28 protein-coding genes are annotated in these 26,003 nt (G+C 64.3%); 11 read left to right on the top strand and 17 right to left on the bottom strand.

The window, feature by feature from the left end:
• The first annotated feature begins 45 nt into the window (after window positions 1-45).
• Complete coding sequence (locus F3J24_RS15350; protein ID WP_167008008.1) at window positions 46-1,446, top strand: aspartate ammonia-lyase; 1,401 nt, start codon at window positions 46-48, stop codon at window positions 1,444-1,446.
• Between the two features lie 119 nt (window positions 1,447-1,565).
• Here F3J24_RS15350 and F3J24_RS15345 read toward each other — a convergent pair whose 3' ends face one another.
• The 5 genes from F3J24_RS15345 to F3J24_RS15325 form a co-directional block, all read right to left on the bottom strand.
• A complete protein-coding gene (locus F3J24_RS15345) occupies window positions 1,566-1,943 on the bottom strand; it encodes an HPF/RaiA family ribosome-associated protein (RefSeq protein ID WP_003060358.1) in 378 nt (125 codons plus the stop codon).
• A gap of 280 nt (window positions 1,944-2,223) precedes the next feature.
• Window positions 2,224-2,667 (bottom strand): biopolymer transporter ExbD, encoded by a 444-nt coding sequence (locus F3J24_RS15340; protein WP_167008005.1) that lies wholly within the window; start codon window positions 2,665-2,667, stop codon window positions 2,224-2,226.
• An 11-nt stretch (window positions 2,668-2,678) separates the two neighbouring features.
• Complete coding sequence (locus tag F3J24_RS15335) at window positions 2,679-3,338, bottom strand: MotA/TolQ/ExbB proton channel family protein (RefSeq protein WP_167008002.1); 660 nt, start codon at window positions 3,336-3,338, stop codon at window positions 2,679-2,681.
• Window positions 3,339-3,398: 60 nt separating this feature from the next.
• The gene (gene dapB, locus F3J24_RS15330) at window positions 3,399-4,232 is read right to left on the bottom strand and encodes a 4-hydroxy-tetrahydrodipicolinate reductase (protein ID WP_167007999.1); all 834 of its coding nucleotides are present in this window, start codon (window positions 4,230-4,232) and stop codon (window positions 3,399-3,401) included.
• Between the two features lie 107 nt (window positions 4,233-4,339).
• Window positions 4,340-4,885: an outer membrane protein assembly factor BamE gene (locus F3J24_RS15325; protein WP_167007996.1), complete on the bottom strand. Its 546-nt coding sequence runs from the start codon at window positions 4,883-4,885 to the stop codon at window positions 4,340-4,342.
• Window positions 4,886-5,030: 145 nt separating this feature from the next.
• On the opposite strand from F3J24_RS15325, the gene fur reads away from it, so the two are divergent.
• The 3 genes from fur (at window position 5,031) to F3J24_RS15310 (ending at window position 8,438) form a co-directional block, all read left to right on the top strand.
• The gene (gene fur / locus F3J24_RS15320; RefSeq protein ID WP_003060349.1) at window positions 5,031-5,456 is read left to right on the top strand and encodes a ferric iron uptake transcriptional regulator; all 426 of its coding nucleotides are present in this window, start codon (window positions 5,031-5,033) and stop codon (window positions 5,454-5,456) included.
• A 154-nt stretch (window positions 5,457-5,610) separates the two neighbouring features.
• The gene (locus F3J24_RS15315; RefSeq protein ID WP_167007992.1) at window positions 5,611-7,206 is read left to right on the top strand and encodes a DUF1800 domain-containing protein; all 1,596 of its coding nucleotides are present in this window, start codon (window positions 5,611-5,613) and stop codon (window positions 7,204-7,206) included.
• A gap of 11 nt (window positions 7,207-7,217) precedes the next feature.
• Window positions 7,218-8,438 carry a DUF1501 domain-containing protein gene (locus F3J24_RS15310; RefSeq protein WP_167007989.1) on the top strand — a complete coding sequence of 407 codons (1,221 nt, stop codon included), beginning with the start codon at window positions 7,218-7,220 and terminating at the stop codon, window positions 8,436-8,438.
• Here the strand turns inward: F3J24_RS15310 and hprK are convergent.
• From hprK to hpf, 3 genes are all read right to left on the bottom strand, one after another.
• The gene (gene hprK, locus F3J24_RS15305) at window positions 8,435-9,394 is read right to left on the bottom strand and encodes an HPr(Ser) kinase/phosphatase (RefSeq protein WP_003060345.1); all 960 of its coding nucleotides are present in this window, start codon (window positions 9,392-9,394) and stop codon (window positions 8,435-8,437) included. The genes F3J24_RS15310 and hprK overlap by 4 nt on opposite strands.
• Window positions 9,395-9,428: 34 nt before the next feature.
• Entirely contained in the window at window positions 9,429-9,902 is a 474-nt protein-coding gene (locus tag F3J24_RS15300; protein WP_003060344.1) for a PTS sugar transporter subunit IIA, read from the bottom strand.
• Window positions 9,903-10,058: 156 nt separating this feature from the next.
• On the bottom strand, window positions 10,059-10,418 hold the full coding sequence (gene hpf, locus F3J24_RS15295; protein ID WP_034374682.1) for a ribosome hibernation-promoting factor, HPF/YfiA family: 360 nt from the start codon (window positions 10,416-10,418) through the stop codon (window positions 10,059-10,061).
• 442 nt (window positions 10,419-10,860) lie between these two features.
• Here hpf and F3J24_RS15290 point away from each other — a divergent pair, with 442 nt between their 5' ends.
• Window positions 10,861-11,778 (top strand): phosphoribosylaminoimidazolesuccinocarboxamide synthase, encoded by a 918-nt coding sequence (locus F3J24_RS15290; RefSeq protein ID WP_167007986.1) that lies wholly within the window; start codon window positions 10,861-10,863, stop codon window positions 11,776-11,778.
• Between the two features lie 146 nt (window positions 11,779-11,924).
• Here the strand turns inward: F3J24_RS15290 and F3J24_RS15285 are convergent, their stop codons facing one another.
• The 4 genes from F3J24_RS15285 to F3J24_RS15270 all read right to left on the bottom strand — a co-directional run bounded on the left by F3J24_RS15285 (window position 11,925) and on the right by F3J24_RS15270 (window position 15,292).
• Window positions 11,925-12,410, bottom strand: coding sequence for a peptidylprolyl isomerase (locus F3J24_RS15285; RefSeq protein ID WP_043004638.1), 486 nt, complete (start codon window positions 12,408-12,410; stop codon window positions 11,925-11,927).
• Window positions 12,411-12,487: 77 nt separating this feature from the next.
• A complete protein-coding gene (locus tag F3J24_RS15280; RefSeq protein ID WP_167007982.1) occupies window positions 12,488-13,471 on the bottom strand; it encodes a tripartite tricarboxylate transporter substrate binding protein in 984 nt (327 codons plus the stop codon).
• A gap of 68 nt (window positions 13,472-13,539) precedes the next feature.
• Entirely contained in the window at window positions 13,540-13,914 is a 375-nt protein-coding gene (locus F3J24_RS15275; RefSeq protein WP_167007979.1) for a hypothetical protein, read from the bottom strand.
• A gap of 16 nt (window positions 13,915-13,930) precedes the next feature.
• Entirely contained in the window at window positions 13,931-15,292 is a 1,362-nt protein-coding gene (locus tag F3J24_RS15270) for an acyclic terpene utilization AtuA family protein (RefSeq protein WP_167007975.1), read from the bottom strand.
• Window positions 15,293-15,418: 126 nt separating this feature from the next.
• On the opposite strand from F3J24_RS15270, the gene F3J24_RS15265 reads away from it, so the two are divergent.
• Window positions 15,419-16,306 carry a LysR family transcriptional regulator gene (locus F3J24_RS15265; RefSeq protein WP_167007972.1) on the top strand — a complete coding sequence of 296 codons (888 nt, stop codon included), beginning with the start codon at window positions 15,419-15,421 and terminating at the stop codon, window positions 16,304-16,306.
• 7 nt (window positions 16,307-16,313) lie between these two features.
• Here F3J24_RS15265 and F3J24_RS15260 read toward each other — a convergent pair whose 3' ends face one another.
• Window positions 16,314-17,225 (bottom strand): LysR family transcriptional regulator, encoded by a 912-nt coding sequence (locus F3J24_RS15260; protein WP_167007969.1) that lies wholly within the window; start codon window positions 17,223-17,225, stop codon window positions 16,314-16,316.
• 89 nt (window positions 17,226-17,314) lie between these two features.
• On the opposite strand from F3J24_RS15260, the gene F3J24_RS15255 reads away from it, so the two are divergent.
• From F3J24_RS15255 to F3J24_RS15245, 3 genes are read left to right on the top strand one after another with little or no spacing between them, the layout of a single operon-like run.
• Window positions 17,315-18,301: a tripartite tricarboxylate transporter substrate binding protein gene (locus F3J24_RS15255; RefSeq protein ID WP_167007966.1), complete on the top strand. Its 987-nt coding sequence runs from the start codon at window positions 17,315-17,317 to the stop codon at window positions 18,299-18,301.
• A 16-nt stretch (window positions 18,302-18,317) separates the two neighbouring features.
• Complete coding sequence (locus F3J24_RS15250; protein WP_167007963.1) at window positions 18,318-19,727, top strand: lyase family protein; 1,410 nt, start codon at window positions 18,318-18,320, stop codon at window positions 19,725-19,727.
• A complete protein-coding gene (locus tag F3J24_RS15245) occupies window positions 19,699-20,154 on the top strand; it encodes a carboxymuconolactone decarboxylase family protein (RefSeq protein ID WP_167007960.1) in 456 nt (151 codons plus the stop codon). Before F3J24_RS15250 ends, F3J24_RS15245 begins: the two co-directional genes overlap by 29 nt.
• A gap of 8 nt (window positions 20,155-20,162) precedes the next feature.
• Here F3J24_RS15245 and F3J24_RS15240 read toward each other — a convergent pair whose 3' ends face one another.
• Both F3J24_RS15240 and F3J24_RS15235 read right to left on the bottom strand, forming a co-directional pair.
• Complete coding sequence (locus F3J24_RS15240; protein WP_167007958.1) at window positions 20,163-21,212, bottom strand: pirin family protein; 1,050 nt, start codon at window positions 21,210-21,212, stop codon at window positions 20,163-20,165.
• A gap of 146 nt (window positions 21,213-21,358) precedes the next feature.
• The gene (locus tag F3J24_RS15235; RefSeq protein WP_167007956.1) at window positions 21,359-22,081 is read right to left on the bottom strand and encodes a glutathione binding-like protein; all 723 of its coding nucleotides are present in this window, start codon (window positions 22,079-22,081) and stop codon (window positions 21,359-21,361) included.
• A 235-nt stretch (window positions 22,082-22,316) separates the two neighbouring features.
• Here F3J24_RS15235 and F3J24_RS15230 point away from each other — a divergent pair, with 235 nt between their 5' ends.
• Entirely contained in the window at window positions 22,317-23,354 is a 1,038-nt protein-coding gene (locus F3J24_RS15230; protein WP_167007954.1) for a tripartite tricarboxylate transporter substrate binding protein, read from the top strand.
• A gap of 16 nt (window positions 23,355-23,370) precedes the next feature.
• Here F3J24_RS15230 and F3J24_RS15225 read toward each other — a convergent pair whose 3' ends face one another.
• A complete protein-coding gene (locus F3J24_RS15225; RefSeq protein ID WP_167007951.1) occupies window positions 23,371-24,255 on the bottom strand; it encodes a LysR family transcriptional regulator in 885 nt (294 codons plus the stop codon).
• A gap of 164 nt (window positions 24,256-24,419) precedes the next feature.
• On the opposite strand from F3J24_RS15225, the gene F3J24_RS15220 reads away from it, so the two are divergent.
• Window positions 24,420-25,229, top strand: a complete 810-nt coding sequence (locus F3J24_RS15220) for a substrate-binding domain-containing protein (RefSeq protein WP_167007948.1) — start codon at window positions 24,420-24,422, stop codon at window positions 25,227-25,229.
• Between the two features lie 67 nt (window positions 25,230-25,296).
• On the opposite strand, the gene F3J24_RS15215 is transcribed toward F3J24_RS15220, so the two are convergent.
• A complete protein-coding gene (locus F3J24_RS15215; RefSeq protein WP_114863766.1) occupies window positions 25,297-25,827 on the bottom strand; it encodes a DUF1439 domain-containing protein in 531 nt (176 codons plus the stop codon).
• Between the last annotated feature and the right edge of the window lie 176 nt (window positions 25,828-26,003).

The raw sequence follows: 26,003 nt of genomic DNA, 5'->3' as shown, positions 1-26,003 counted from the left end.
CCTTTGGACCGGTGGCCAATTCAACTTTGCAAAGAAAGCAGATCGATGCGTCAAGAACATGACTTCATTGGCATCAAAACCATCCCTCCCGACGCCTACTGGGGTGTTCATTCCGCACGCGCAGTGGAGAACTTCCCCATCACCGGCCACTCGGTCGCGCACATGCCCGAGCTGATCCGCGCGTTTGCGTTTGTCAAAAAGGCAGCGGCCCAGGCCAATCTGCAATTTGGCGCCATCAATCTCAAACAAGCCACCGCCATCTCCCAAGCCTGTGATGATCTGATTTCCGGCCAGCTGCACGAGCAGTTTGTGGTCGATGTGATCCAGGGCGGCGCCGGCACCTCCACGAATATGAACGCCAACGAGGTGATCGCCAACCGTGCACTCGAGCACCTGGGATTGCCCAAAGGCAGCTACGACCTGATCCACCCCAACGATCATGTCAATGCATCGCAGTCCACCAACGACTCCTATCCCACGGCCGTCAAGCTCGCCACCTATGCTGGCATCCGGAAGCTGCTGATCGCCCTGGCCGAGTTGCGCTCCGCCTTCAAAGCCAAAGCCGACGAATTCGCCCACATTCTGAAAATCGGCCGCACACAATTACAAGATGCCGTACCCATGACTCTGGGCCAGGAGTTCTCCGCTTTTGCAGCCATGATCGCCGACGATGAGAAGCGTCTGCGCGAATCCGCCTATCTGATGACCGAAGTCAACATGGGCGGCACGGCCATCGGCACCGGCATCAACGCCCCCCTGGGCTACACCGACGCCGTGATCAAGGCACTGGCGGAAATCTCGGGCGTGCCCGTGGTCAAGGCGGCAGATCTGATCGCTGCCACCGGCGACACCGGCGCCTTTGCCGACATTTCCGGCATCTTGAAGCGTATTGCCGTCAAGCTGTCCAAGATCAGCAACGACCTGCGCCTTCTCTCTTCGGGCCCTCAGGCAGGTGTGGCAGACATCAAGCTGCCGGCACGTCAGGCCGGCTCGTCCATCATGCCCGGCAAGGTGAACCCCGTAATCCCCGAGGTGATGAACCAGGTCTGCTTTGAGGTGATCGGCAACGATGCCGCCATCACCATGGCCGTGGAGGCCGGTCAGTTGCAGCTCAACGCTTTCGAGCCGCTGATGGCCTGGGCCCTGCACAAGAGCCTGAACCACCTGAGCAGCGCCTGCAAGACGCTGCAGACCAACTGTGTGGAAGGCATTGTGGCCAACGAGGCGCTGCTGGATGCCCGCATTGCCGAGTCGGTGACGCTGGTGACGGCGCTGAACCCGCTGATCGGCTATGAAAAGGCCGCCAGGATTGCCAAGACCGCCATTGCCAACGGCAAACAGATTGCCGTAGTGGCGGAGGAGCTGGGCATCATGAGCCAGCTCGACATGAACAAATTGCTGGTCGCCGACAAGCTGACCCGGGCTGGCGCCTTGACTGCCGCATAACCAGGCGACCGAACAGCAAAAAAGGGCATGTTCGCCATGAACATGCCCTTTTTGATTGGCAGGGTTTCACGTGCTTGGGGCGCCTGCACTCAAGGCGCGCCAAGCCCAAAACACCTCATTCAAGCCACGGCGGCATTCTCGTCACTGGGGTCATCCACGCCGCGCACGCTTTCCCGCAGATTCTTGTCCTTGAGCTTGCCCAGATCGGTTTCCACCGCGCGTTTGAGCTTTTCAATCGCGGCGCTGAAAGCTTCCTTGACCTTTTCGGCTTCCGCGTTCACGGCGATGGGGGGGCGACCTGTGGCCCGGGTCTCGAGCACACAGCGTTTGCCTGGGCCGCCCGTGGTCTTCAGGGCATCAACGCCCGTGAGAAAGACCTCCACACGCACCACATACTCCTTCAGGCGGGCCAGCTTGGCATTGATCTCCTCCTGCGCCCATTGAGCCAGAGACTCTCCACCCTGGATGGAATCGTCGGCATGAACCTGTACTTGCATGCAAATCCTCCTAGTCACCAAATGCCGCAACCGCTGCGGCGAAATCTGTAGGGGTGCCCTAAAGGCAGGCGAAAACATCGTAACGCCAGAACCTTGTTCTGCCCATCCGGGCTTTTTACGCCAGCCATGGACAGGGGCTTTGACCATTGTGGAGGCAGCTCCGCAGCGATTTGAAAGAGATAGCAACAAGGGTAGGTTCGGCGAGCTTTGCCCTTGCGCCAGAGCAAAAAAATCCTGACCCGTGACTTGCAAAAAGTAGGCGTTTTTACGCCTTGGGTCGTCAGTTACTGCCAGCCTTCGATTCAGGCTCTGCCACAAAGCCGATGCGCGTCAGGCCTGCCGCATGGGCCCAGCCCATGACCTGCACCACGCGACCATAGGGCACGCTAGTGTCTGCGCGCAGCTGCACCTCGGCCTGGGGATTGCGGCGTCCCAACTCCTCGAGTTGCTGCTGCACTGTAGCATCATCCGCCACGGCTCCCCGAATCCAGATTTCGCCGGCAAGGCTGACCTCGACCATCAAGGCATCGCTCTTGCTCAGCGCAGGCGGCTTCACTGCTGCCTGTGCCTTGGGCAGTTGCACGCGCAAGCTGGCGGCCAGCATGGGGGCGGCCAGAATGAAGATCACGACCAGCACCAGCATCACATCGACCAGTGGCGTGACGTTGATGGTGTTGATCGGGGTTTGTGCCCCCTCACGGTGGCTCATGCGACCGAATGCCATGGCGCGGTCCCTCAGGAAGCCTGCGCCCCGAACTGGGCATGCAGGTCATGGGCAAACCCTTCCAGGACAGCCTCCAGCTGACTGGCCGAGCGGCCCAGCAGGTTATAGGCCAGCACGGCCGGCAAGGCGACGGCCAGGCCGGCAGCCGTCATGACCAGGGCTTCACCCACGGGCCCGGCGAGCTGGGCAATATCGACCTGTCCGCTGCCCGCCAGCGTGCCCAGCGCATGATGAATGCCCCATACCGTACCCAGCAGGCCCACGAACGGCGCTGTCGCGCCGATGGTGGCCAGCAAGGTCTGTCCCCATTGCAACTGGGTCGATGCCTGACCCAGGGCCTCGCGCAGCCTGCGCATCAGGCGCTGGCCCGGAGCAGCGCGCTGCTCCAGAGAGCCTTGATCGGCACCGCTGCCCTGCTCCACGGCCACCGCCATGGGCTGCACCAGACCTTGCCTGTCGCGCGCCCTGACCTGTGCCAGTGCCTGGGCCAGATCAGGCATCTGCCAGAACGCGGCCACAGCCTGCGGCACGCTGCGGCGGGCCGCCGCCATGAACCAGAGCTTGTAGAGAATGACCACCCAGCTGAGCACGGACATCAGCAGCATCAGGGCCGCCGTGGCCCATGTGACCGCATCGCCCTCTGCCAGCCATTGCCACATTCCTGCAGACATCTCGCACCTCGCTCCCAGAAACGGCAAGGGGCCGTCACGGCCCCTTTGCAAATTGCGCGATCAGCGCAGCTTCAGCACATCGTACATATCGTACTGGCCGGTCTTCTTGTCGGCCAGATAGGCCACGGCACGCAGGCTGCCAGTGGCATAGCCGGCACGGCTGCTGGATTTGTGCGAGATCTCGATACGCTCGCCCGTACCGGCAAACAGCACGGTGTGATCGCCCACGATATCGCCGCCGCGCACGGTGGCAAAGCCGATGCTGTCGGCCTTGCGTTCACCGGTGTGGCCGAAGCGCTCATACACGGCACGGTCTGCCAGCCTGGTGCCCTGGGCTTCGGCAATCACCTCGCCCATCTTCAGGGCCGTTCCAGAAGGGGCATCGACCTTGTGCTTATGGTGAGCTTCGACGATTTCGATGTCGTAGCCACCTTCCTTCAGCGCCTTGGCGGCCATTTCCAGCAGCTTGAAGGTGACGTTCACACCAGCGCTCATATTGGCCGACAGCACGACGGAGGTCTGCTTCGCAAACTCGGCGATCTGCGCCTTCTGTTCATCGCTGAAGCCGGTGGTGCCGATGACCACGCCCACGCCCAGATCGGCCGCAACGGCCAGATGCTCCAGCGTGCCTTCGGGGCGCGTGAAGTCGATCAGGCAATCGGCCTTGGACAGGGCCTCGCGCACATCGCTTTCGATCTTCAGGCCGCTGGGCTTGCCCAGAAAGGCCGAGGGATCGGTGCCGATGGCAGGGCTGTCCGCACGGTCCAGCGCCGCAGCCAGCACACAGTCGCTGCTGTTCAGAATCGCTTCGATCAGCATATGGCCCATGCGGCCGGAGGCTCCCGCCACGGCAACGCGCTGGGGAGTGGAGGAATGGGTGGTGGATGCGGTCATGGCGCTATCACTCTGTCAAATGAACAGACGGCAGGATTGCGTCCGGGCCGTCATAAAAAGAGAGCATCCACCGCTTTGTGCAAGCGGGGAACAGCCTGTTTTGGTGCTTAACGCGATTCCAGCGGTGGATAGCTGGTGGCAGCAGGCGGCAGATTGGCCGCAGCCTGCTCGGCTTCGCTGTTGTTGCGGGCAGGATATTTGGCCAGCTGGGCTTCGCTGGCTTCCAGCTGCGGAACCTTGGGCGTGCCTTTCATGCCTTTGAGGCTGGCCACGAAGTCGGCCTCGGAAGGCATCTCGTCACCTTCGGCGCGCGCAAAGGCATCGCCATTGAAGAAGACGGTGAGCTTGCGGATCTGCGACTCCACGCCGGGGCGATTGATGGTGAACACGTATTCCCAGCGATCGCCGTGGAACACGCTGGTCACGAGGGGTGTGCCCAGAATGTCGCGAATCTGCTGACGGCTCATGCCGGGCTGCAAGGCCTCGACCTGCTCCTTGGACACGAAGTTGCCCTGCACGACATCGACCTTGTAGGGAGTGACGGCATTGGCGACACGGTGCGCGGCGCCGTCGATACTGTTGCAGCCGGCCAGTGCCGCTGCGATTGCCAACGTCAGGGCCAGACCTGCGCGGCTACGGGCTTGAACATGCATGGGTAAAGGCATAGGGATATGATCGGGTTCATTGTAGCGGCAGGCCCCGGAGGCACTTGGAGATTCCCTTTATCCGCGTGTAAAGCTTCTTCCAACAAGTGATTCCAGCCTTCCATGTGCCCGTAGTCCACCAAGAGATACCGACATGAAAAATATTGATGAACTCAAAAGCACGGGCCTCAAAGCCACTTTGCCACGTCTGAAGATCCTGGAAATCTTCCAGAAGGGTGCGCAGCGCCACATGACGGCCGAAGACGTGTTCCGGGTGCTGCTGGACGAGCGCTCGGATATTGGCCTGGCCACCGTTTACCGCGTGCTGACCCAGTTCGAGCAGGCCGGCATCCTGATCCGCAGCAATTTCGAAAGCGGCAAGGCCGTCTATGAGCTCAACGAAGGCCAGCACCACGACCACTTCGTCTGCACCAGCTGCGGCAAGGTCGAGGAGTTCTATGACGCCGAGATCGAGAAGCGCCAGAACCTGATCGCCAAGGAAAAGGGCTGGGTGATTCAGGATCACTCCATGGCCCTCTATGGCCAGTGCGCCGAGTGCGCCACGCGTGCCGCCAAGTAAGGACGCGACCATGCATCCCGGGGCAAGACATGCAGATGTCTTGCCCTTTTTACATTTGGAGAGGACTTCTTTACATAGCTCCACCAGGCCTCAAACCAATATCGAGCCGGACTGCTTATGCTGCAGTCATTCGCGCATTTGAGGAGGCCTGTCCATGCGGCTGCCGCACTTTTCACCCACCAAGACCCTGCTCTGTCTGGCTGCCGTCGTCCTGACCGCCTGCGCACCGCTGTCCCCGTCATCAGGCAGCGCCAGTCCTGAGGTACTGCAGGTGCTGAGCAGCAGCTCCTTGCCCGACAGGACCAGCGCGCTGCAAAGCCAGCAATGGCTGGACCGGGTCACCTGGGGTGCAACCGACCATGATGCCGCCCAGTTGCAGCAGCAAGGTCTGAAGCGCTGGCTGGCCGCTCAGCTCAGCCCCTCCACCGCGCCCATGCCGGCCGAGGTGCAGCAGCACATTGATGCCTTGAGCATCAGTCAGAAGCCCATGGCGCAGATCCAGCGCGAGATTGCCGACCAGCGCCTGGCCATTCGCAACAGCCAGGATCCCGAAGAGGCCGCCAAACTGCGCAGCGAGCTGCAGCGCCAGCTCAATCAGCTGGGTGCAGAAGCCCAGAAACGCCAGATCTGGCGCGCGCTTTACTCGCCCCACCAGTTGCAGGAGCAAATGACCTGGTTCTGGATGAATCACTTCAATGTCAGTACCCGCAAGGGCGATGTACGCATGTGGGTGGGCGACTATGAGGAACAGGCCATTCGCCCCCATGCGCTGGGCAAGTTCCGCGAGCTGCTGGCCGCCAGCATGCGTCATCCGGCCATGCTGCTGTATCTGGACAATGCCAGCAATGCCGCCGGCCGCATCAACGAAAACTACGCGCGCGAACTGCTGGAGCTGCACACCATGGGCGTGGGCAGCGGCTACACCCAGGCCGATGTGCAGGCCATGGCCCGTGTGCTGACCGGTGTGGGTTTCAGCACCCGCGAGGCCGACGCTCCGCCGCCCAAGCTGCGCCCCGAACGCCAGGGTGACTATATGCGCCATGGCTTCTTCGAATTCAACCCCAACCGCCACGACTACACACCCCAGGTCTTGCTCGGCAGACCGCTGGAAAAAAGCGGCCTGGCCCAGGTCAACGAGGCGATAGACCGCATAGTGGCTTCGCCAGTCACCGCAAAGTTCATAGCGCGCAAGCTGTCCGTCTATTTTCTGGGAGACAACCCGGCCCCTGCCGTGGTCGACCGCGCGGCACAGGCCTTCGAGCGCAGCCATGGCGATATTGCCGCCACCCTGGCGACCCTGCTGAGCGACCCGCAGGCTCAGCAATTCGGCCAACGCTTCAAGGACCCGGTCCACTATGTGCTGGGTGCCACACGCCTGGCCTATGACCAGCGCGTGGCCAGCGATGTGTCCCCGGTACAGAACTGGCTGAACCAGTTGGGACAGCCGCTGTACGGCCACGAAACGCCGGACGGCTACCCCCTGACCCAGTCGGATTGGTCCAGCTCCGGCCAGATGAATGCCCGCTTCGATGTGGCCAGACAGATCGGCAGCCGGGGTGCCCTGCTGTTTCGCAGCGGCCCCCAGCAGCCCCTGGAAAAACCGCCTTACCCGGAACTCGACAAACGCAGCAGCGTCCAGGCTCGCGTACCCGCGCTTGGCACAACCACACGCACCGCGCTGGCCCAGGCCAGGAACCCGGCAGACTGGAACAGTTTTTTCCTCTCCGCCCCAGAAATGATGTATCGCTAAGGAGGGCAGCCATGCAAAGACGTCAATTTCTCAGCCTCGGCGCGACCCTGCCGCTGGTCTGTCATCTGAGCCAGGGCCTGACCACACCCTTGCAAAGCAGCTCGCCCCGCTTTCTGCTGGTCTTCCTGCGCGGCGCCTACGACTGCAACAGCCTGCTGGTGCCTACTCATAGCGACTTCTACTATCAGGCCAGGCCCAGCATCGCCATAGCGCGCCCAGGATCGGCCGACGGCGCCCTGGCCCTGAACCCTCAATGGGGGCTACACCCTGCATTGCAAAGCAGTCTGCTGCCTTTGTATCAGCAGGGCCAGGCCTGCTTTGTGCCATTTGCGGGCAGCAACGACCTCTCCCGCAGCCATTTCGAAACCCAGGACTCAATCGAGCTGGGCCAGCCGCAAGAAGGCGGCAAGAGCTTTCAGAGCGGCTTTCTGAACCGACTGACCCGGGTGTTGCAAGCCGACAGCCAGAGCCGGACAAGCCTCAGCCCCATGGCGTTTACTGCCCAGTTGCCGCTATGTCTGCGCGGCAGCGCCCAGGTGGCGAATATGGCGCTGGCTTCCGTGCGCAAGACGGCCGTGGACGAGCAGCGCAGCCAGATCATTGCCTCCATGTACCAGGGCTCGAGCCTGGAAGGCCCGGTGCGCGAAGGCTTTGCGGTACAGCGTGCCGTGCAGCGCAGCATGCAGGAGGAAATGGACCAGGCCGGGCGCAATGCCATCAGCGCCAAGGGTTTCAGCCTGGTAGCCCAGCGCATGGCCCACCTGATGCGCGAGCAGTTCGACCTGGGCTTTGTCGATATCGGAGGCTGGGACACCCATGTCAACCAGGGCGCCACCAGCGGCAATCTGGCCAACCGGCTCAGCGATCTGAGCCAGGGCCTGGCGACGTTCGCCGACTCCATGGGAGCCGAGGCCTGGCGCCATACCGTGGTGGCGGTGATCAGCGAGTTCGGCCGCACCTTCCGCGAAAACGGCAACAAGGGCACGGATCACGGCCATGGCACGGCTTACTGGTTTCTCGGCGGCGGCCTGTCGGCCCAGGCCGGCGGCAAGGTGCTTGGCGAGCAGATCGAAGTCACCGAAAAAGCGCTGTTCCAGAACCGCGACTACCCCGTGCTCAACGAATACCGCGCCCTGCTGGGCGGCCTGTTCGCGCGCATGTACGGTCTGAACGCAGCGCAGCTGCAGCAGATCTTTCCGGCCTCGCAGCCCGGCAGGCTGCAGCTGGTCTAGAACGACTCGCCGCTCTCCATGGCGCGGCGGTGGCGCATCACGAACTCCTGGTAGGTGTCGATGCCGCGCAGCTGCAGGATGGCATTGCGCACCGCAGCTTCAACCAACACGGCGATGTTTCGGCCCGCCACCACCTGAATCACCACCTTGCGCACGGGCACGCCCAGCACATCCTGGGTCAGCGGCTCGGCGGGCAGGCGCTCGTATTCGCGCTCCATGGTTTCCTTGCGCACCAGATGCACGATGAGCTTGAGCCGCATCTTGCGGCGCACCGCCGTCTCGCCAAAGATGGCGCGAATATCGAGCAGGCCGATGCCGCGCACCTCGAGCAGGTTCTGCAGCAGCTCGGGGCATTTGCCTTCGACCGTGGTCTGGTTGATGCGGTACAGATCCACCGCATCGTCGGCCACCAGGCCATTTCCGCGCGTGACCAGCTCCAGGCCCAGCTCGCTCTTGCCCAGGCCCGATTCGCCCGTGATCAGCACGCCCATGCCCAAGATATCCATGAACACGCCGTGCATGGTGATGCGATCGGCGAAATGCTTGGACAGATAGGCACGCAGCACGTCGATGACGAAAGCCGACTGCTCCTTGGTGGAGAACAGAGGGATGTGCGCGCGTTCGCACATGGAGATCAGTTCGTCGGGCGCATCCTGACCATCGGCCAGCACCAGCACCGGCGGCTCCAGCGTGACGATGCGGGCAATGCGGCGCAGGCAGTCCTGCGAAGTGGCATTGGTCAGGTAGGCGATTTCACGCTCGCCCAGCACCTGCAGACGGTAGGGGTGGATGTAGTTGAGGTAGCCCACCAGATCGGCGCCTGAGCGGGCCGAGCGCACGGCCATCTCGTCGAAGCGGCGCTCGGAAGCACCCAGCCCCGCTATCCACTGCCAGCGCAGGCTGGAGTTTCGAAATGCCTCGAACAATACGTCGGCACTGATGGCGCTGGGTCTCATGGCAAGGCCCTGTCAGTCAAAAAGAAGCCAGAACTCAGGCCTGGGAGGTGATGGACGACTGCCAGCTGTCGATCATGCCGTGCAGCTGCTGCGCATCGGTGGACGACTTCAGGCGCTCGCGCAACTGGCTGTCGCTGAGCAGCTCGGCGATCTCGGACAGGATTTCCAGATGCTTTTGCGTCGCCGCTTCGGGCACCAGCAGGAAGATCAGCAGGCCGACCGGCTGCTCGTCGGGTGCGTCGAAGCCGATCGGGCTGGCCAGCTGGAACACTGCCGCCATGGGAGCCGTAAGGCCCTTGATGCGGCCATGGGGAATGGCAACTCCATGCCCCAGACCGGTAGAGCCCAGGCGTTCGCGTGCGAACAGGCTATCGGTGATCAGGGCACGAGACAGACCATGCAAGCTCTCAAAGAGCAAACCCGCTTCCTCGAAAGCGCGTTTCTTGCTGGTGACATCAACGCTCACAAGCACTTGAGCGGCGGGAAGGATAGAAGCTAGGCGATTCATGGTGTGATCAACAATTATGCACCGCAGCGCTGAAAACCGTGGGGAAACCCTGATCACCATCAAAAACCGCCCCGTAGGGCGGCACTTTTAGCGTTGTAACAAGGCGACAGCCCTGCAACAAACCGGCGCAAACGCTGGGCTTGCGCCTCGCTTTCATCAACCTGACACCTGCGCCAGCTGCAAGCCGCCGGAATCCAGTCGCTTGGCTGTGGCACGCGGGCCTTGTTGACGAGTCTTGTAGCGCATCACCACACGGTCGAGTTTGTCGGCCAGGGCGTCCACGGCGGCATAGAGGTCGAAATGCTGCGTCTCCACGAACAAGTCTTGCCCTTTCACGCGCACTGTGCAACCGGCGCGCTGTCGTTTGTCTTTTTCCTTTTGCTTGTGGACTGTGAGCAGCACCTTCACGTCCACGACCTGATCGAAGTGCCTGAGAATGCGTTCCAGCTTGGCCATGACATAGCTGCGCAGCGAGGGAGTGACCTCCAGGTGATGCCCGCTAATCGTCAAATTCATAACAAAACACTCCTTAGCTCTCGGTGAAATCACTGCGGTTTCACAGCACCTGATGGCTGTGCCGCAGCCTGGCAGTTCGGAATGCGCATTCGTCTTTGCTGTGAATCCACTATGCGCCCGCCCCACGCCAAAGGCAACGAAATGACCGGGATAGCGCAGGCTCGCCAGGGGCCTTGTTTGTCGGTTTGATGACAGCCGGTTTTGACGCCACAATGAGTGGCTTTGGCCCGCATGCAAGGAATACGCATGCATGCCCCAGGGCCTCGATCGCAGCAGGCGCGCACTGGCAAAGACCGTGACCGTCCAAACCCCTGCCTGCGCCATTAAAATCGCGTTTTTACGCAGCCGCCTCTCGGGCCTGCGACGCTGGCAGCCCCTTGGGCTTTCAGGCGCCTGCTGACCGACTGCACGCCTGAATTGCCTGACAGCCCCTATCTCGACCATGACCACCCAGCCCTCCGCCCTGCATACCTCCAACATTGCCTCGCTGCCCCTGCTCGCACGTGGCAAGGTCCGCGACAACTACGCCGTGGGCGATGACCGCATCCTGATGGTGGCCTCGGACCGCCTGTCCGCCTTTGACGTGATCATGGGCGAGCCCATCCCCGGCAAGGGCGTGCTGCTGACGCAGATGGCGCTGTTCTGGTTCGACAAGCTGGGCCATATCTGCCCCAACCACCTGACCGGCGAAGCGCCCGAATCCGTGGTCAAGCCCGAGGAAGTCAAGCAGGTCGAAGGCCGCTCCATGCTGGTCAAGCGCCTCAAGCCCGTGCTGATCGAAGCCGTGGTGCGCGGCTATCTGGCCGGCAGCGGCTGGAAGGAATACCAGGAATCGCAATCGGTCTGCGGCGTGAAGCTGCCCGCCGACCTGACCAACGCGGCCAAGCTGCCCGAGCCCATCTACACCCCCGCAGCCAAGGCCGAAATGGGTGACCACGACGAAAACATCACCTACGAGCGCACCGTGGAAATGGTGGGCGAGCAGCTGGCAGCCCAGATTCGCGACACCGCCATCCGCATCTACAAGGAAGCGGCCGAGATCGCGCTGACCAAGGGCATGATCATTGCCGACACCAAGTTCGAGTTCGGCCTGACCGAAGACGGGACCCTGGTGCTGATGGACGAGGTGCTGACCCCCGACAGCTCGCGCTACTGGCCCGTGGAAGGCTACGAGGACGCGCTGGCCAAGGGCGAGAACCCCCCCAGCTACGACAAGCAGTTCGTGCGTGACTGGCTGGAGCAGGCACAGGTCAACGGCAAGGCCTGGGACAAGAAGGCTCCCGCGCCCCGCCTGCCCAAGGAAGTGATCGACAGGACGGCGGCCAAGTATCGCGAAGCGCTGGATCGCCTGACCGCCTGAGCGATCAGCCCCAAGCAAACAAAAAGGCCCCCGGAACCGAATCCGGGGGCCTTTTTGTTTTGATAGCTGCTTGCGCTTTCACACAAAGGATTTCAGCTAGAAATAATGCTGAAATCCTTTATTTACATACGCTTGCAGCTATGTTTTTAGTGGTGGTGACCGTGGCCGCCATGCACGTGCTTGTGGGCAATTTCTTCTTCGGAGGCCTCACGAACCTCGTTGACCACCGCGCTGAAGCGCAGCGCGAGGCCGGCCAGAGGGTGGTTGCCGTCCAGCAGCACCACGGGGCCCTTGATCTTCACCACGTTGTAGATCTGGGGCAGGCCCTGGTCATTGGTGCCGCGCAGCTGGCCGCCCACCTTCACGCCCGCAGGGAATTCACCCTTGGGAATGGTGCGCTGGAGGCTTTCGTCGCGCTCGCCGAAGGCGTCGGCCACGGCCAGGTCCACCGTCACGGTATCGCCTTTTTGCTTGCCGTCCAGAGCGGCTTCGACCTTGGCGAAGATGTTGTCATAGCCGCCGTGCAGATAGGCCACATCGCCCTTGTCCAGCAGTTTGACGGCCACGCCGCCCGCGAGCAGCTCGTGAATCTTGTAGTTGATGGTGACGGCAGTGTCTTTGGTGATGTTCATGACAATGGATTTCGAGTGGAGCGGTGTCTGATCCTGAGTCAGGCACCGTGCAAAGCTGTCATTGTCGGTGACTCGGGCTATTCCAGTGTCACGCCCGTGGCCTTAACCACGCCGCGCCATTTGTCCACGTCGGCGCGGATCTGCTGCGCGAAGGCCTCGGGCCTGCTGGCCACGGGCTCGGCGCCCAGGCTGCGCAGCTGCCGGGTCACCTCGGGGTCGCGCACGGCCTGGGCAACTGCGGTCTGCAGCGTGTCGAGCACCGCCCTGGGCGTTCCCGCCGGCGCCAGCAGGCCGAACCAGCCCGAGACCTCGTAGCCGGGCACGCTTTCGGCGACGGTGGGAATGTCTGCTGCCCCGGGCCAGCGCTGCGGTGTGGTCACGGCCAGCGCCCGCAGCTTGCCGCTGCGCACGAAGGCGATGGTGGACGGCAGGTTGTCGAAGCCGGCCTGTATCTGCCCGCCCATGAGATCGGTGAGCATGGGCGATGCACCCTTGTAAGGCACATGGGTCATGTCCACGCCGGCCATCATCTTGAGCAGCTCGGCGCTCATGTGCGGAGAGCCGCCGGGGCTGGTCGAGCCGAAGTTGATCTGCCCGGGCCTGGCCTTGGCCAGCGCCAGCAACTCGCCCAGGGTACGCGCGGGGACGCTGGGATGGACCACGATGATGTTGGGCGTGCTGGCCACCACGGTGACGGGCGCGAAGTCCTTGACGGCGTCATAGGGCAGATTTTTCTGCAGCGCCGAGTTGATGCCGTGCGAGCTGGCCGTTCCCATGACCAGGGTATAGCCGTCAGCAGCGGCCTGGGCCACGGCCACCGAGCCTATGGCACCGCTGGCGCCGGCCCGATTCTCGACGACGAAGGGCTGGCGCAGCCGCTCGGACAGCTGTGCCGCCGCCAGCCGCGCGATGATGTCCGTAGTGCCTCCTGCCGGATAGGGCACGATGATGCGCACGGGCTTGGTGGGATAAGCCGGGCCCTGCGCGAAGGCCGCGGCCGTGCAGGCCGCCATGGCCAGCGCGGCGGCTGTAGCCAGGGCGCGAAACAGATGCGAGGTCATTGTGGTGTCTCCTGGTGGTGTTTTTTTCGAATATGCGGTGGATGCCCGCGCTGGCTGTCAGTACCAGTTCAGCCCGGCGCACGGCGGTGCAGCAGCGGCACCAGCGCAGCGGGCACGAGCAGCTCGAAGCCCAGGATGGCCGCCGACAGCGCCTTGCCGTAGTTGTCCACCGACAGGCTGCGCGAGACGCCGCCGCCCAGTGCACCGTGCGCCACGAAGTTCAGCGCGTGCAGGTTATCGGCTTCGTAGCGCAGCACCTCACCGGTGATGGCGCGGCCATGAAAGGCCTTGAAGCGTTCGGCGCTCAGCTGCTGCTTGAGCAGCGCATAGAGCTCGGGCTCATAGGCAAACACGGCGATGTTGGAGGTATTGCCCTTGTCGCCCGAGCGCGTATGCGCCACCTGCTCCAGCGGCACCCGGATGTCCTGGTTCATGTCCTGCATGCTTTGCCCTCCCTGCTCAGCTCGTGAAGTAGTCGATATGCGCCGTCACCTGCTCGCGCGGCACCAGCGAGGACCACACGCCTATCACCTCGCGCGTGCGTTCCTGGTGCGGCACGCGCTTGCCGGTGTGGGCAATCCCCGAGACCGCCATGCCGTCCACTTCGCGCCCCACCTTGACCGCCTCCTCGCGCGAACGGGTGCGTGCCGCCACGCGCACGGCCACCTCATAGGGCTCGGGCGCATTCGCCGGCGTGGCAGCGCCATGCACGGCATTCAGGCCCAGGAAGTCGATGCGTACCTCCTCGGCATCGAGCTTCACGATGCGCAATCGCTCCTCCAGGATGCGCCTGGCCAATTGGGCGCGGCGCAGCGCGCCGGGGCCGGCATAGAAGAACATGTCCTCGCCGATGAAGCCCTCGGTGCATCCCATGGAGACCTTGAGCGTGGGTGTACGCGGCTTGCCTGTAAGACCCGTCACGCGCACGCGATCGGGCGCCAGCTGCTCGATGCGGGCCTGTGTGAAATCGACCACCACATCGGGCGTGATGTAGTTCGCCGGATCGTGCACCTCGTAGAGCATCTGCTCCTTGACCGTCTGCAGGCTGATCATGCCGCCCGTACCGTCCACCTTGGACAGGGTCACGCAGCCTTCGGCATCGACCTCGGCGATGGGAAAGGCCAGGTTCCAGGGCTCGGCCACATCCTTGAGGCCCGGGTCTGCAAAATATCCCCCGGTGACCTGGGCCCCGCACTCCATCAGATGGCCTATCGCACTGCCGGCACCTACGCGCTCGTGGTCCAGCAGGTCCCAGCCGAACTCATGCACCATGGGAGCCAGGAACAGCGAAGGGTCGGCGACGCGGCCCGTGACCACGATCTGCGCCCCTTCCGCGAGAGCGTCAACGATGGGAGCGGCCCCGAGATAGGCTTCGGCCGAGATCAGCGAGTGGGCAATGCTCTGCGTGGGCGCACCAGTCTCCAGAATGGTGGGGGCCAGAGACAGCACGCGGTCGGTGATCAGGCTGCCGCCCACGGCCGCCACCTTGACGCCGGTGATGTCCAGCTCGCGCAGCAGCTCTACGATGCGCCGGGCTGCGCCCTGCGGGTTGATCCAGCCCTGGTTGGAGATGATGCGCGTGCCCTGGCGCATGCAGGCAGGCAGCACGGCACGCATGCGGTCGTCGAGATAGGTGTCGTAGCCTGGGAAGGACGGGTCCCGTCTTGCCCTGACCTGCGCGGCGGAGACCGTGGCCTCGGCCATGGTCTCGAAGCACAGGTAGTCGAGCCGGCCACGCTCGGCATTGAGGGCGGCGGGCTCGATGCGGTCGCCCCACCAGGCGGCTCCCGCGCCTATGCGCAGGATCTTGCTGTCATTCATTGCGCTTGTCTCCGTTGTTCCCCCAGACCCGGGGCTGAGGCCATTCTGTACAGTCGATTTTCAAGAGACAACGCATGCGCGCGCACAGCGCATGTGAATCAATTTCACAGGGGGCGAAGACCTTAGATGGACCAGTTCGGCGAGATGACGGTATTCCTGCGCGTGATCGAGGAAGGTAGTTTTTCCGGTGCCGGCAGAAGGCTCGAGCTATCGCCTTCGGCGGTGAGCAAGCTCATCGCTCGCATGGAGGCACGCCTTGGCGTGCGGCTGTTCGAGCGGGTTGCCGCAGCCATACGCCTGACCCAGGAAGGCGAGCGCTTTCGCATCGCCAGCCAGCGCGTGGTGCAGGCCATGGAGCAGGCAGAGGCCTGTGTGCGCGTGGCCGATGCCGAAATCTCGGGCACGGTGCGCATCCATACTGCGCTGACCACGGCCAAATACCTGGTGGCGCCGCGCCTGCACCTGCTGCTGGACCGACACCCACGCCTGCACCTGGACTTCGTCCTCGGCACGGAGCGCGGCGACTTCGTGCGTCAGGGCATAGACGTCGCCATCCACAGCGGCAGACCTACGGAGCAGACGCTGATCGGCCGCCCTCTGATGCTCAGGCCCTGGGTGATAGCCGCATCACCGCAGTACCTCCAGCGTTTCGGCCATCCCGAGCAGCCCGAGGATCTGCTGCAGCACCGCTGCCTGAACTTCACCATACGCACGCAGTGGAACCGCTGGACCTTCCATGAGGAAGGCGGGCTCAAGACCATAGACATTCCCAGCCACATCGGCGCCAACCAGGGCGAGCTGTTGCGCAGCCTGGCGTTGCTGGGCCACGGCGTGGTGCGGCTGGCGCACTTCCATATCGCCGCCGACCTGGAGCGCGGAACCCTGGTGCCGCTGCTGCCGCAGTTCCAGGAGCGCAGCGAGGACGACCGCTTCTACCTGCTGTATCCGCGCGGCAGATCCCTGGCGCCGCGCGTGCGCGCCGTGGTGGATTTCCTCGCGGCAGAGTTCGGCTGAGCGGACATCACCCCAGACATTGCCGCGCGCAGTCGAGCAGGCTGCGCGCCCAGCGCGCGCGGGCCGAGGTATTGAGCCACAGCAGGCCGACCTTGCGTGCGTCCGGGGCACGGTCGCCGGTGCCGCCAGACCCGTTGCCCGCTCCCAGCAGCGCCAGCGCACACACCTCGCGCCCCTGGGCCAGCACGCTGCCGATGTCGGGCACCAGGCCTACGCCCAGACCCTGGTCGACCATCATAGCCACGGCCAGCACGGAGTTGAGTTCCATGCGCTCCACGGGGACTATGCCCTGGGCCTTGAGGTAGCGGTCAGCCAGGCGCCCGCCGGCCAGCGCACGGTCATAGCGCACCAGGGGACGGCTGCGCAGCAACTCCAGCGGGTCCTGATGCGCGTCCTCTCGGCGGCACAGCACGACCAGGGGCTCCTCACGAAGCTCGGCCCAGCAGACGGTCTTGGGCAGGTCGAAGGAAGGCTTGAGGCAGATCAGCACGTCGAGCTCGGACTGCACCAGGGCGGTGTACAGCTCGGGCGTGAGCCCGGCACGCACGCTGATGCGCACCTGCTCATGGCGGGCCACAAAGGCCTGCAGGACAGCGGGCAGAAAACCGTGCAGGGCCGTGTTCACCGTGCCCAGGCGCAGCTCGCCGCCGTCGGCGTCGCCCAGCACCCATTCGCGCAGGCCGTCAAAGTCCTGCAGCAGCCGCTGCCCGCGCTCGAACAGGCGCTCGCCGGCCGCAGTGGCGCGCACGCTGCGGCCATGGCGCACCAGCAAAGGGGCGCCCAACGCGGCTTCCAGCACGCGCATCTGCTGGGCGACGGCTGAAGGACTGAGGTCGAGCTGGCGCGCGGCTTCGGACATAGAGCCGGTCTGCACGACGCGCAAGAAATTGTGTATGTACTTAACGTCCATTTCACACATTTTCTTCAAACAAATGCCAGCCGCAAGCCCTGTTTTCGAGAGCGCGCCTGGACCACACTGCGGACAACGAACTGACAAGGAGACAAAAAATGCGCGAGTCCGATTTCCTCAGCCGCCGCCAGTGGCTGTCCATCGCAGCGGCCGGCCTGGGCGCTGCTACCCTGCCCGCCTTCGCCCAGCGTCGCAGCACGCGCATCGTCGTGCCTTTTGCGCCCGGCGGCGGCAACGATGTGCTGGCGCGGCAGATGGCGTACGGACTCAACGACTCCCTGGGCTACGGCATGATCGTGGAGAACAAAGCCGGCGCGGGCGGCAATCTGGGCACGGAGATGGTGGTGCGCGCTCCCGCCGACGGCAGCATCTTCCTGCTCGGCCATACGGGCACGGTGTCCATCAATCCCTCGCTCTACCCGGGCCTCAAGTTCAATGCCTCCACCGATCTGCAGCCGGTGGCCATGTTCGCCTCCTCGGCCTTGCTGCTGGTGGTGCCGGCCTCGTCCCCTGCCCGGAACGTGGCCCAGCTGGCCGAGCTGCTGCGCCGCCGCAGCGGCGAGCTCAACTACGCTTCCAGCGGCTCGGGCACGGGCGGCCACCTCACGGGCGAGATGTTCGCCCATGCCCTGGGGGCCAAAGCCATCCACGTGCCGTACAAGGGCACCGCGCCATCGCTGACCGATCTGGTGGGCGGCAATGTGGACTTCAGCTTCGGCGTGATCCCGGCGGCCATGGCCCTGGTCAAGGCCGGCAAGCTGCGCGCCCTGGCCGTGACCGGCGCCAGGCGCCAGCCCCAGTTACCCGACGTACCCACGGTGGCCGAGTCCGGCGTGCCGGCCCTGGCGGATTTCGAGAGCTCGCTGACCTATGGCGTGCTGGCCCCCAAGGGCACGACGCAGGAGACCGTCGGCACGCTGGGACGCGACATCCTCAAGGTGGCGGCCTCCAGCAGCTTCCAGTCCCGCCTGGAGGTGGAAGGCGCCGTGCCGCTGTTGGGCGACAGCAGGCAGTACGCAGCCCGCATCCGCCAGGAAAGCAGCAAGTGGGCGGCAGTGATCAAGGCATCGGGAGCCACGGCCTGAGGCCGGCGCGAACATCATGACTCTGGTGAACGACTATCTGGGACCAGCCGGCGGCGGCGCCTGGTTCTCCGATGCACAGTGGCTGCAGGCATTGCTGCGCTTCGAGTCCGGCCTGGCCCGGGCACAAGCCGATTGCGGACTGATTCCGGAGCCCGCGGCCCAGGCCATTGTCAGCGCCTGCGCGCAGGCGCCCCTGGACCGCGACCGCATTGCCGAGCAAGCTCGCGCCAGCGGTGCGCTGGGTCTGGCCCTGGTCAAGCCGCTGCAGCAGTGGCTGCAAGCGAATGCCCCCGAGGGCCTGCCCTGGCTGCACTGGGGTGCGACCACGCAGGATGCCGTGGACACGGCCAGCGCCCTGCTCACCCAGCAGGCGCTGCAGGCCCTGCTGGGTGAGTTGCAGGCCCTGGTCGACGCATTGCTTGAGCTGGCCGCGCGGCATGCGGCCACGCCCATGCTGGCGCGCAGCCTGCTGCAGCCCGCGCAGATCACGAGCTTCGGCCTCAAATGCGCACAGTCGGCCGCTGCCCTGCAACGCAGCATCGACCAGCTCGCGCAGCTGGCACCCCAGGCCTTGTGCGTGCAGCTGGGCGGCGCCGTGGGCAATGGCGCGACCCTGGGCACGCACAGGCTGGCTGTGGAGCAGGCGCTGGCGCAGCACCTGGGCCTCAAGGCCCGTGGCCACAGCTGGCATACGCAGCGCGACAGCTGGATGCGCCTGGCCATGGAAGTGGCCGTGTGCAGCGGCAGCCTGTCCAAGCTCGCGCGCGACTGGTCGCTGATGTCGCAGTACGAGGTCGCAGAGATCAGCGAGGCCGCGCGCGGCAGCACTTCCAGCGCCATGCCGCACAAGCGCAATCCCGTGCACTGCATGCAGGCCGTGGCCCAGACCCAGGCTGTGCCGCCGCTGGCAGCCCTGCTGCTGGGCTGCATGGCTCAGGCCCATGAGCGCGCACTGGGTGAATGGCAGGCGGAAGTCGCCCACTGGCCCGAGCTGTGGCGCCACGCCCATGGCGCGGCCGCTGCACTGCGCCAGGCCGCGCAGACGCTGCAGGTCCACCCGCAGCGCATGCTCGCGCATGTGGCCAGTCTGCGGGGCCTGGTGTTTTCGGAAGCCTGCGTGCATGCGCTGGCGCCCTTCACCGGCAAGCAAGAGGCCCTGGCCGCCGTGGAGCAGCTCGCCCCCCTGGCGCTGGAGCAGCACCGCGAGTTGCAGGAGCTGCTCATGCAATGGGCTGCCAGCCGCACCGCACCCGAACTCCCCCCCGAACAGTTACCAGCGCTGCGCCGTGCGTTGTCCCTGGCCTGCGACCCTCAGCAGGCCGTACAGGCTTCGCAACGCGAATGCCTGGCCCTTCTGGCCAGCCGTTCGCCAACCCCAATGGAAGAAAGCCCTGCCCATGCAGAACAAGCCCAACCCTGCCTCTGAAGCCGCCGACAGCCTGCAGCGCGGCCTGATCAATCGCCGCCGCGTGCTGGGCGATGCCTGGGTGGAGCGCTCCGTGAAAAACGCGAATGTGCTCAATGTGGAGTTCCAGCGCATGATCACCGCCTATGCCTGGGACGGCATCTGGAGCCGCCCGGGCCTGGAACGCCGAACGCGCCGCATCATGGTGCTGGCCATCACGGCGGCCATGGGGCGCTGGGAGGAGTTCGAGCTACACATACGCACGGGACTGCAGGCCGACCCTGCCGACAGCGAGGCCGCGCCATTGGACCTGGACACTATCCGCGAGGTGCTGTTGCAGACCGCCGTCTATGCCGGCGTGCCTGCGGGCAACACCGGCATGGCGGTCACGCTCAAGGTGCTCGGGGAGCTGGGGCGCATGCCTGAGGCCGCGAGCTTCGCCCCCTGAGTCTGGTCTTATCGGGCCAGGGGCGGCTGCTCGTCGATGTCCGAGCCCGGGTAGCGTGCAAAGCGGCGGTTCTCGGCGCCATGCACCGGGTCGTTGTCCTTCCAGGGCCAGCCGCCGAACTGGGTGCGGCGGTAGTCCTGCATGGCCTGCATGATCTCCTCCTGCGTGTTCATCACAAAGGGGCCGTACTGCGCCACCTTCTCGCCAATCGGCTTGCCCTGTAGCAGCAGCAGCTCTGCGCTGACATCGCCGGTATTGACCAACTCCAGATCGCTCTGCGCATCGATATGCATGGCCAGATGCCCGTTCACGGCTTCGCCCCCCAAGGTCATGCTCTTGCCCACAAAGAAGTAGAGCATGCGATGGGTATCTGGGCCTGCAGCCCTGGGCATGGTCCAGCGGGCGCCGGGCTCCAGCTCCAGCGTCCAGATGGCCACATCGCTGTCGGCCTGGGAAGCCCAGGATTCAGGCGGTGGCGGCAGGGCCTGGTCCGCGCCGTCCAGCGCTCCAGCCACCACGGTGACGGTGGTTTTGCGTCCTGCCGCGTCGCTGAAGCTCAGGCGCGGAATCTGCTCGTTCCAGAACATGGTGAAGTGGGGCTCCACCATCTTGTTCCTCGCAGGCAGGTTCAGCCAGATCTGGAACAGCTCCAGCGGATTGGGCTGGTCGCTGTTCAGCAGTGGAAACATCTCCGAGTGCTGGATGCCCTTGCCGGCCGTGAGCCACTGCACATCGCCGCCGCCGAAGCGCGCTGCCGCGCCCAGCGAGTCTGCATGGTCGATGCGGCCCTTGCGCACCAGGGTCACGGTCTCGAAGCCGCGATGCGGATGGCCCGGGAAGCCCGGAATCGGCTCGCCGTGGTACATCGAAAAGCCATTCTGCGCGCTGAAGTCGCTGCCCATCTCGCGGCCCTCGAACTCCACGGCCTGCACGCCCATCTTGCCGTTGCTGGCCGGATAGCTGTCATCGTGGTGAGCGCAGAACAGAAATGGATCCAGGCAGGGCCAGCGCGGCCCCAAGGGGGCGCTTTCCAGAATGGGGGGGCGATTCGTGGTCATGGAGTTCTCCTCTTGAGGGCCGCTGCCAGCTGCAGGGCCTGAAGTCTCGAAGATAAGGCCAGCCCACGGGTTTGAAAGACATCACCGCTGGGACAGTACTTGCCGCTTTTGCAACAACGGCAAGCCTGTGCCGCCCGGGCCGGCGCTCAGCCGCGCGGCGGAACGTTCAGGCCTTTTTGCGTCGCCGGGCGGGCCACGAAAGCCTTGAGCACACGCTGCAGCTCGGGAAACTCGCTCCAGCCCACCAGCTCAGCCGCGTTGTAGCCGTTCTCGTCGACCATATTGCGCACCCAGGGCCAGATGGCGATATCGGCAATGGTGATCTGCTCGCCCATGATCCACTCGCGGCCCTGCATGCGCTGCTCCAGCACGCCCAGCAGGCGCTTCGATTCATTGACATAGCGGTCACGCGGGCGCTTGTCCTCGAAGTCCTTGCCCGCGAACTTGTGGAAGAAGCCGACCTGACCGAACATGGGCCCAACGCCGCCCATCTGGAACATCAGCCACTGAAGCGTCTCGTAGCGCGCTGCAGGGTCTGCGGGCAGCAGCGGGCTGCCACTCTTCTCGGCCAGATAGATCAGGATGGCCGCCGACTCAAACAGCGCCAGCGGCTTTCCGCCCGGGCCTTGCGGATCGATGACGGCGGGAATCTTGTTGTTGGGGAAGGTGCCGACAAACTCTGGTGTGAGCTGGTCATTGGTCTGGAAGCTGACCAGGTGCGCCTCGTAGGGCAGCTGCATTTCCTCCAGCGCAATCGATACCTTCACGCCGTTGGGGGTGGGCAGCGAGTACAGCTGGATGCGCTCGGGGTGCTGCGCGGGCCATTTGCGGGTCACGGAAAAATCGGCGAGGACTTGGGGTTGCGTCATGGGTTTCCTTCGGAGCATGTTGGCAATCTCTGCGGCCCCGCAAGGGGCTGTCGACGTGGCCTGGCAAGCCACGACACAGAGCGCCCGAGCATCCTAACGGTTGTCATACGGCCTTGCAGGCAGCGCTGCCGATGGCTGGGATGGCCAGATGCGGGTACGCAGATTCCCTCATCGAAGCCAGTGCCTGAGCCGGTGATATTGGGTGTTTGACAAAAGTGAACCACGGAGACATCACATGCATCAGCTAGCTTGCAAGCCCGATTACTTCTTCGCCGACACAACGACGCCTGCCTGCGCTTTGCCAAGCCGGCGGCGCGCCCTGGGCCTGGCCGCCGCGCTAGGTGCAGTGCTGCTGGCTGGCGGTGCGGCCTCCGCCGCAGGTTTCCCAGAGCGCGCCGTCACGGTCGTCGTGCCGTATGCGCCGGCCGGAGGCGTGGACATCGTGACCAGGCTGGTCACCACGCCCATGGCGGAGTTTCTGGGTCAGTCCATCGTGGTGGAAAACAAGCCCGGAGGCGGCACGAATATCGGCATGGCGGCAGTGGCACGCTCCGCGCCCAATGGCTATACGCTGCTGACGGCCTCGAATACGCTGACCACCAACAAGGCGCTGTACTCCAAGCTCAGCTTCGACCCCGCGACCGACCTGATTCCGGTAGGGCGCATCGGCGAAGCGCCACTGGTGGTCGTGGTCAACGCCAAGTCACCGTACAAAAGCCTGGCCGAACTGATCGCAGCGGGCAAGGCCAAGCCCGGCGCCCTGTCCTATGGCACGGCAGGCGTTGGCAGTTCGGGCCATATGGCAAGCGCCTTGCTGGAAAAGGCAGGACAGTTCAAGGGCGTCCATATTCCCTACAAGGGAGGCTCCACCGCAGTGACGGACCTGCTGGGCGGGCGTCTGGACTTCATGGCGATCAATCCACTGGAAGTCGCGGGCCACGTGAATAGCGGCAACCTGCGGGCACTGGCTGTGCTCAACAAGAATGGCTCGCGCCTGCTGCCCCAGGTGCCTACCGCACGCTCCCTGGGTGTGGATGTACAGGCCACCGTATGGTGGGGCCTGGTAGCCCCCAAGGGAACGCCCGAGACCGTGATCCAGACGCTGAACGCCGCACTCAACAAGGCACTGACCACGCCTGCTGTCACCCAGACGCTGGCCGATATGGGGGCCACGCCCCTGGGTGGCACACCGGCTCAGTTCGGCAGCTTCATCCAGGCCGAAACCCGGGAACTCGGCGACGTCATCCGAGCCGCCGATATTCGCGCGGACTGATATCGGCGAAGGCCGCTCAGCGCAGCAACTGCCAGAACATCTGCACACAGGGTGACGGCGCCTGCTGCATGCTGACCAGCGCGATGCGTGAATGGCGCGCGGCGTCGGCCAGCGGCTGCAGCACCACGCCGGGCGGGCAGATGCGCTCATAGACGCTCGGCACGATGGACAGCCCCAGGCCGGCGGCCACCAGTGCCAGCATGGTCGAAGTCTCACGCGCCGGCTGGGCGATGCGCGGCACAAAACCGGCCTCGCTGCACAGCGCAAGAATATGTTCGTGCAGACCGCCACCCAGCACGGCCGGATGCAGCACAAAAGGCTGATCGGCCAGACTGCTCAGTTCCAATGCTTCGCTCGCCGCAGCCCTGGCATGTGCCGCAGGCAGGGCCAGCTTCAGCTCGTCGCGCCACAGTGTCTGCTCCCGGATCGGCACGGGGATGCGAAACGTCGGCGAAGGCCGCATGAAGCCGATGTCGATCTGCCCGGCCGTCAATGCCGCTATCTGCTCGCCCGTGGTCATATGCTGCAGATCCAGCTCCACCTGCGGGTGGCGACTGCGAAAGTCGCGCAGCATGGTGGAGAACTCGTCAAACAGCGGCACCGATGCCGTGAAGGCGATGCGCAACCGCCCCGCCAGGCCATGGGCCGCCATGCGCACCAGCTCGCCCGCCTGCTGGTGCAGCTCCACGATCTGCCTCGCCTTGTCCTGCAGCAGCAGGCCCGCTGGCGTCAGCGCCACGGCGCGGCGTGAGCGTTCGAACAACTGCGCCCCCATCTCCTGCTCCAGCAGACGGATCTGCTGGCTCAGCGGGGGCTGGCTCATATGCAAACGCTGGGCCGCACGGCTGAAATTCAGCTCCTCGGCCACAGCCAGAAAACAGGTCAGACGGCGCAAATCCATAGGACGATTTTCGTATCAAGTCCAGACGCAAACGGTATTGGACGCAAAGGCCGCGGCTTTTCACAATCCGCTCAGCCGCAAAAGCTACGACAACCGTAGCTGTCTGCGTCGATTCAATAAGGGTTCAAGGCCTATCCAGACCAGCCCAATACAGAGAGACATTGATGAAGCCGTTTCCTTTTTTCACCGTCCGCCGAGCCCTCCTGATCAGCGCCGTGGCCCTGGCTGCAGGCTGCGCCCAGCAACCGGGCAGCACGCCCAAGGAGCCTGTGCGCCTCATGACCTCGGGCGGCTTCACTGAAGCACACAAGCTGCTGGCACCGCAGTTCACGGCCCAGACCGGCCTGACAGTGGAGTCGGCCTATGGCTCGTCCATGGGAGCCTCGCCCACCTCGATTCCCAATCGCCTGAGCAAGGGCGAAAAGGCCGACGTGGTGATTCTGGCGCGTGGCGCCCTCGACGATCTGGCCGCCAAGGGCCTGGTGCGCAACGGCACCCAGATCGACCTGGTTCGCTCTGCCGTGGGCGTGGCCGTGAAGAAGGGTGCCCCCATCCCCGACATCAGCAGCGAGGACAAGCTGCGCCAGGTGCTGCTCAATGCCAAGAGCATTGCCTACTCGGCCAGCGCCAGCGGTACCTACTACGAAACCCAGATGCTCAAGAAGCTGGGCATTCACGACCAGGTCATGCCCAAGAGCAGGAAGATCGTGACCGAGCGTGTGGGCACCATCGTGGCGCGGGGCGAGGCCGAAATCGGCCTGCAGCAGGTCAGCGAGCTGCTGCCCATCGACGGCATCAGCTATGTCGGCACCCTGCCCGATTCGGTGCAGCACTACACCATCTTCTCGGCCGGCACGGCCAGCACTTCCACCAACCCCCAGGGGCTGGAGCAGTTGCTCAAGTACTACACCTCGCCCGCCGCCGCCAAGACGATTCGTGAAACCGGCCTGGAGCCCGTCGCCAAGCCGCGCTGAGCATCGCACGGACCCGCAAAAAAAGCCCGCCAGGCAGAGCCTGCGGGCTTTTTTGTCGCCTGGCAGCTCAGCGCTTGCTGCCCGGGCCTGCTTTCTGCACCAGGGCCACGGTCAGCCCCTGGGCGGTGACGGTAATGGCGCCAGGCTCCATCGCCAGCGCATCGACCAGGGCCAGATCCTGGTCCTGCAGCTGATAGAGCACGACCTGGCCCATGGCCTGCTCGGCCAAAGCCGTGGCATAAGTGCCCAGCATATCGCTGAGCGCGGGCGACAGCCCGTCCATACTGAGCTGGTTGACCTTGATCTGGTAGGCGCGCAAGGTGCGGTCGGTGGGTTCATAGCGCAGCGCGAAATCGACATTGAGCAGGCCGCTGTACTGCTCCTTGAGCACCTTGCCGCTGAGCTCGGCCGGAATCACGGCGTTGAGCATATTGCGCTCGGGCACCATGCTCAGCTGCGGTGCCTTCAGATCCAGTTGCAGCAAACCCGCCACCGGGAACTGCCTGGGGAAACGCCTGGCCAGCATCTCCTGCAGCTTCTGCTGGCTCACGCTCACGCTGCTGGGCACGGACTTGCCCGAGCAGCCCGTGGCAGCCATTCCCAATCCCAATACTGTCACCGCCAACCATGAGCGCCGATTCATCACGACCACCGAACTCCGTAAAACCTGATTCAAAACCCGTGCAAACGCTTGATAAACCAACGCTATCAGCTATGGTTTTTGAGTACTCCATTGTCTCCGAGCCTGCTATTCCACAGAGTCTCGATGGATGT

Origin of the sequence: Comamonas sp. Tr-654 (assembly GCF_011752915.1) — a bacterium.
GTDB lineage: Bacteria > Pseudomonadota > Gammaproteobacteria > Burkholderiales > Burkholderiaceae_C > Comamonas.
This window is presented reverse-complemented; position numbering and strand designations above follow the sequence as displayed.

Bases quoted from the DNA above. Each gene is read 5' to 3' on its own strand.
- F3J24_RS15350 (WP_167008008.1), top strand. From the start codon at position 46: ATGCGTCAAGAACATGACTTCATTGGCATCAAAACCATCCCTCCCGAC.
- F3J24_RS15345 (WP_003060358.1), bottom strand. From the start codon at position 1,943: ATGCAAGTACAGGTTCATGCCGACGATTCCATCCAGGGTGGAGAGTCT.
- F3J24_RS15340 (WP_167008005.1), bottom strand. From the start codon at position 2,667: ATGGCATTCGGTCGCATGAGCCACCGTGAGGGGGCACAAACCCCGATC.
- F3J24_RS15335 (WP_167008002.1), bottom strand. From the start codon at position 3,338: ATGTCTGCAGGAATGTGGCAATGGCTGGCAGAGGGCGATGCGGTCACA.
- dapB (WP_167007999.1), bottom strand. From the start codon at position 4,232: ATGACCGCATCCACCACCCATTCCTCCACTCCCCAGCGCGTTGCCGTG.
- F3J24_RS15325 (WP_167007996.1), bottom strand. From the start codon at position 4,885: ATGCATGTTCAAGCCCGTAGCCGCGCAGGTCTGGCCCTGACGTTGGCA.
- fur (WP_003060349.1), top strand. From the start codon at position 5,031: ATGAAAAATATTGATGAACTCAAAAGCACGGGCCTCAAAGCCACTTTG.
- F3J24_RS15315 (WP_167007992.1), top strand. From the start codon at position 5,611: ATGCGGCTGCCGCACTTTTCACCCACCAAGACCCTGCTCTGTCTGGCT.
- F3J24_RS15310 (WP_167007989.1), top strand. From the start codon at position 7,218: ATGCAAAGACGTCAATTTCTCAGCCTCGGCGCGACCCTGCCGCTGGTC.
- hprK (WP_003060345.1), bottom strand. From the start codon at position 9,394: ATGAGACCCAGCGCCATCAGTGCCGACGTATTGTTCGAGGCATTTCGA.
- F3J24_RS15300 (WP_003060344.1), bottom strand. From the start codon at position 9,902: ATGAATCGCCTAGCTTCTATCCTTCCCGCCGCTCAAGTGCTTGTGAGC.
- hpf (WP_034374682.1), bottom strand. From the start codon at position 10,418: ATGAATTTGACGATTAGCGGGCATCACCTGGAGGTCACTCCCTCGCTG.
- F3J24_RS15290 (WP_167007986.1), top strand. From the start codon at position 10,861: ATGACCACCCAGCCCTCCGCCCTGCATACCTCCAACATTGCCTCGCTG.
- F3J24_RS15285 (WP_043004638.1), bottom strand. From the start codon at position 12,410: ATGAACATCACCAAAGACACTGCCGTCACCATCAACTACAAGATTCAC.
- F3J24_RS15280 (WP_167007982.1), bottom strand. From the start codon at position 13,471: ATGACCTCGCATCTGTTTCGCGCCCTGGCTACAGCCGCCGCGCTGGCC.
- F3J24_RS15275 (WP_167007979.1), bottom strand. From the start codon at position 13,914: ATGCAGGACATGAACCAGGACATCCGGGTGCCGCTGGAGCAGGTGGCG.
- F3J24_RS15270 (WP_167007975.1), bottom strand. From the start codon at position 15,292: ATGAATGACAGCAAGATCCTGCGCATAGGCGCGGGAGCCGCCTGGTGG.
- F3J24_RS15265 (WP_167007972.1), top strand. From the start codon at position 15,419: ATGGACCAGTTCGGCGAGATGACGGTATTCCTGCGCGTGATCGAGGAA.
- F3J24_RS15260 (WP_167007969.1), bottom strand. From the start codon at position 17,225: ATGTGTGAAATGGACGTTAAGTACATACACAATTTCTTGCGCGTCGTG.
- F3J24_RS15255 (WP_167007966.1), top strand. From the start codon at position 17,315: ATGCGCGAGTCCGATTTCCTCAGCCGCCGCCAGTGGCTGTCCATCGCA.
- F3J24_RS15250 (WP_167007963.1), top strand. From the start codon at position 18,318: ATGACTCTGGTGAACGACTATCTGGGACCAGCCGGCGGCGGCGCCTGG.
- F3J24_RS15245 (WP_167007960.1), top strand. From the start codon at position 19,699: ATGCAGAACAAGCCCAACCCTGCCTCTGAAGCCGCCGACAGCCTGCAG.
- F3J24_RS15240 (WP_167007958.1), bottom strand. From the start codon at position 21,212: ATGACCACGAATCGCCCCCCCATTCTGGAAAGCGCCCCCTTGGGGCCG.
- F3J24_RS15235 (WP_167007956.1), bottom strand. From the start codon at position 22,081: ATGACGCAACCCCAAGTCCTCGCCGATTTTTCCGTGACCCGCAAATGG.
- F3J24_RS15230 (WP_167007954.1), top strand. From the start codon at position 22,317: ATGCATCAGCTAGCTTGCAAGCCCGATTACTTCTTCGCCGACACAACG.
- F3J24_RS15225 (WP_167007951.1), bottom strand. From the start codon at position 24,255: ATGGATTTGCGCCGTCTGACCTGTTTTCTGGCTGTGGCCGAGGAGCTG.
- F3J24_RS15220 (WP_167007948.1), top strand. From the start codon at position 24,420: ATGAAGCCGTTTCCTTTTTTCACCGTCCGCCGAGCCCTCCTGATCAGC.
- F3J24_RS15215 (WP_114863766.1), bottom strand. From the start codon at position 25,827: ATGGCTGCCACGGGCTGCTCGGGCAAGTCCGTGCCCAGCAGCGTGAGC.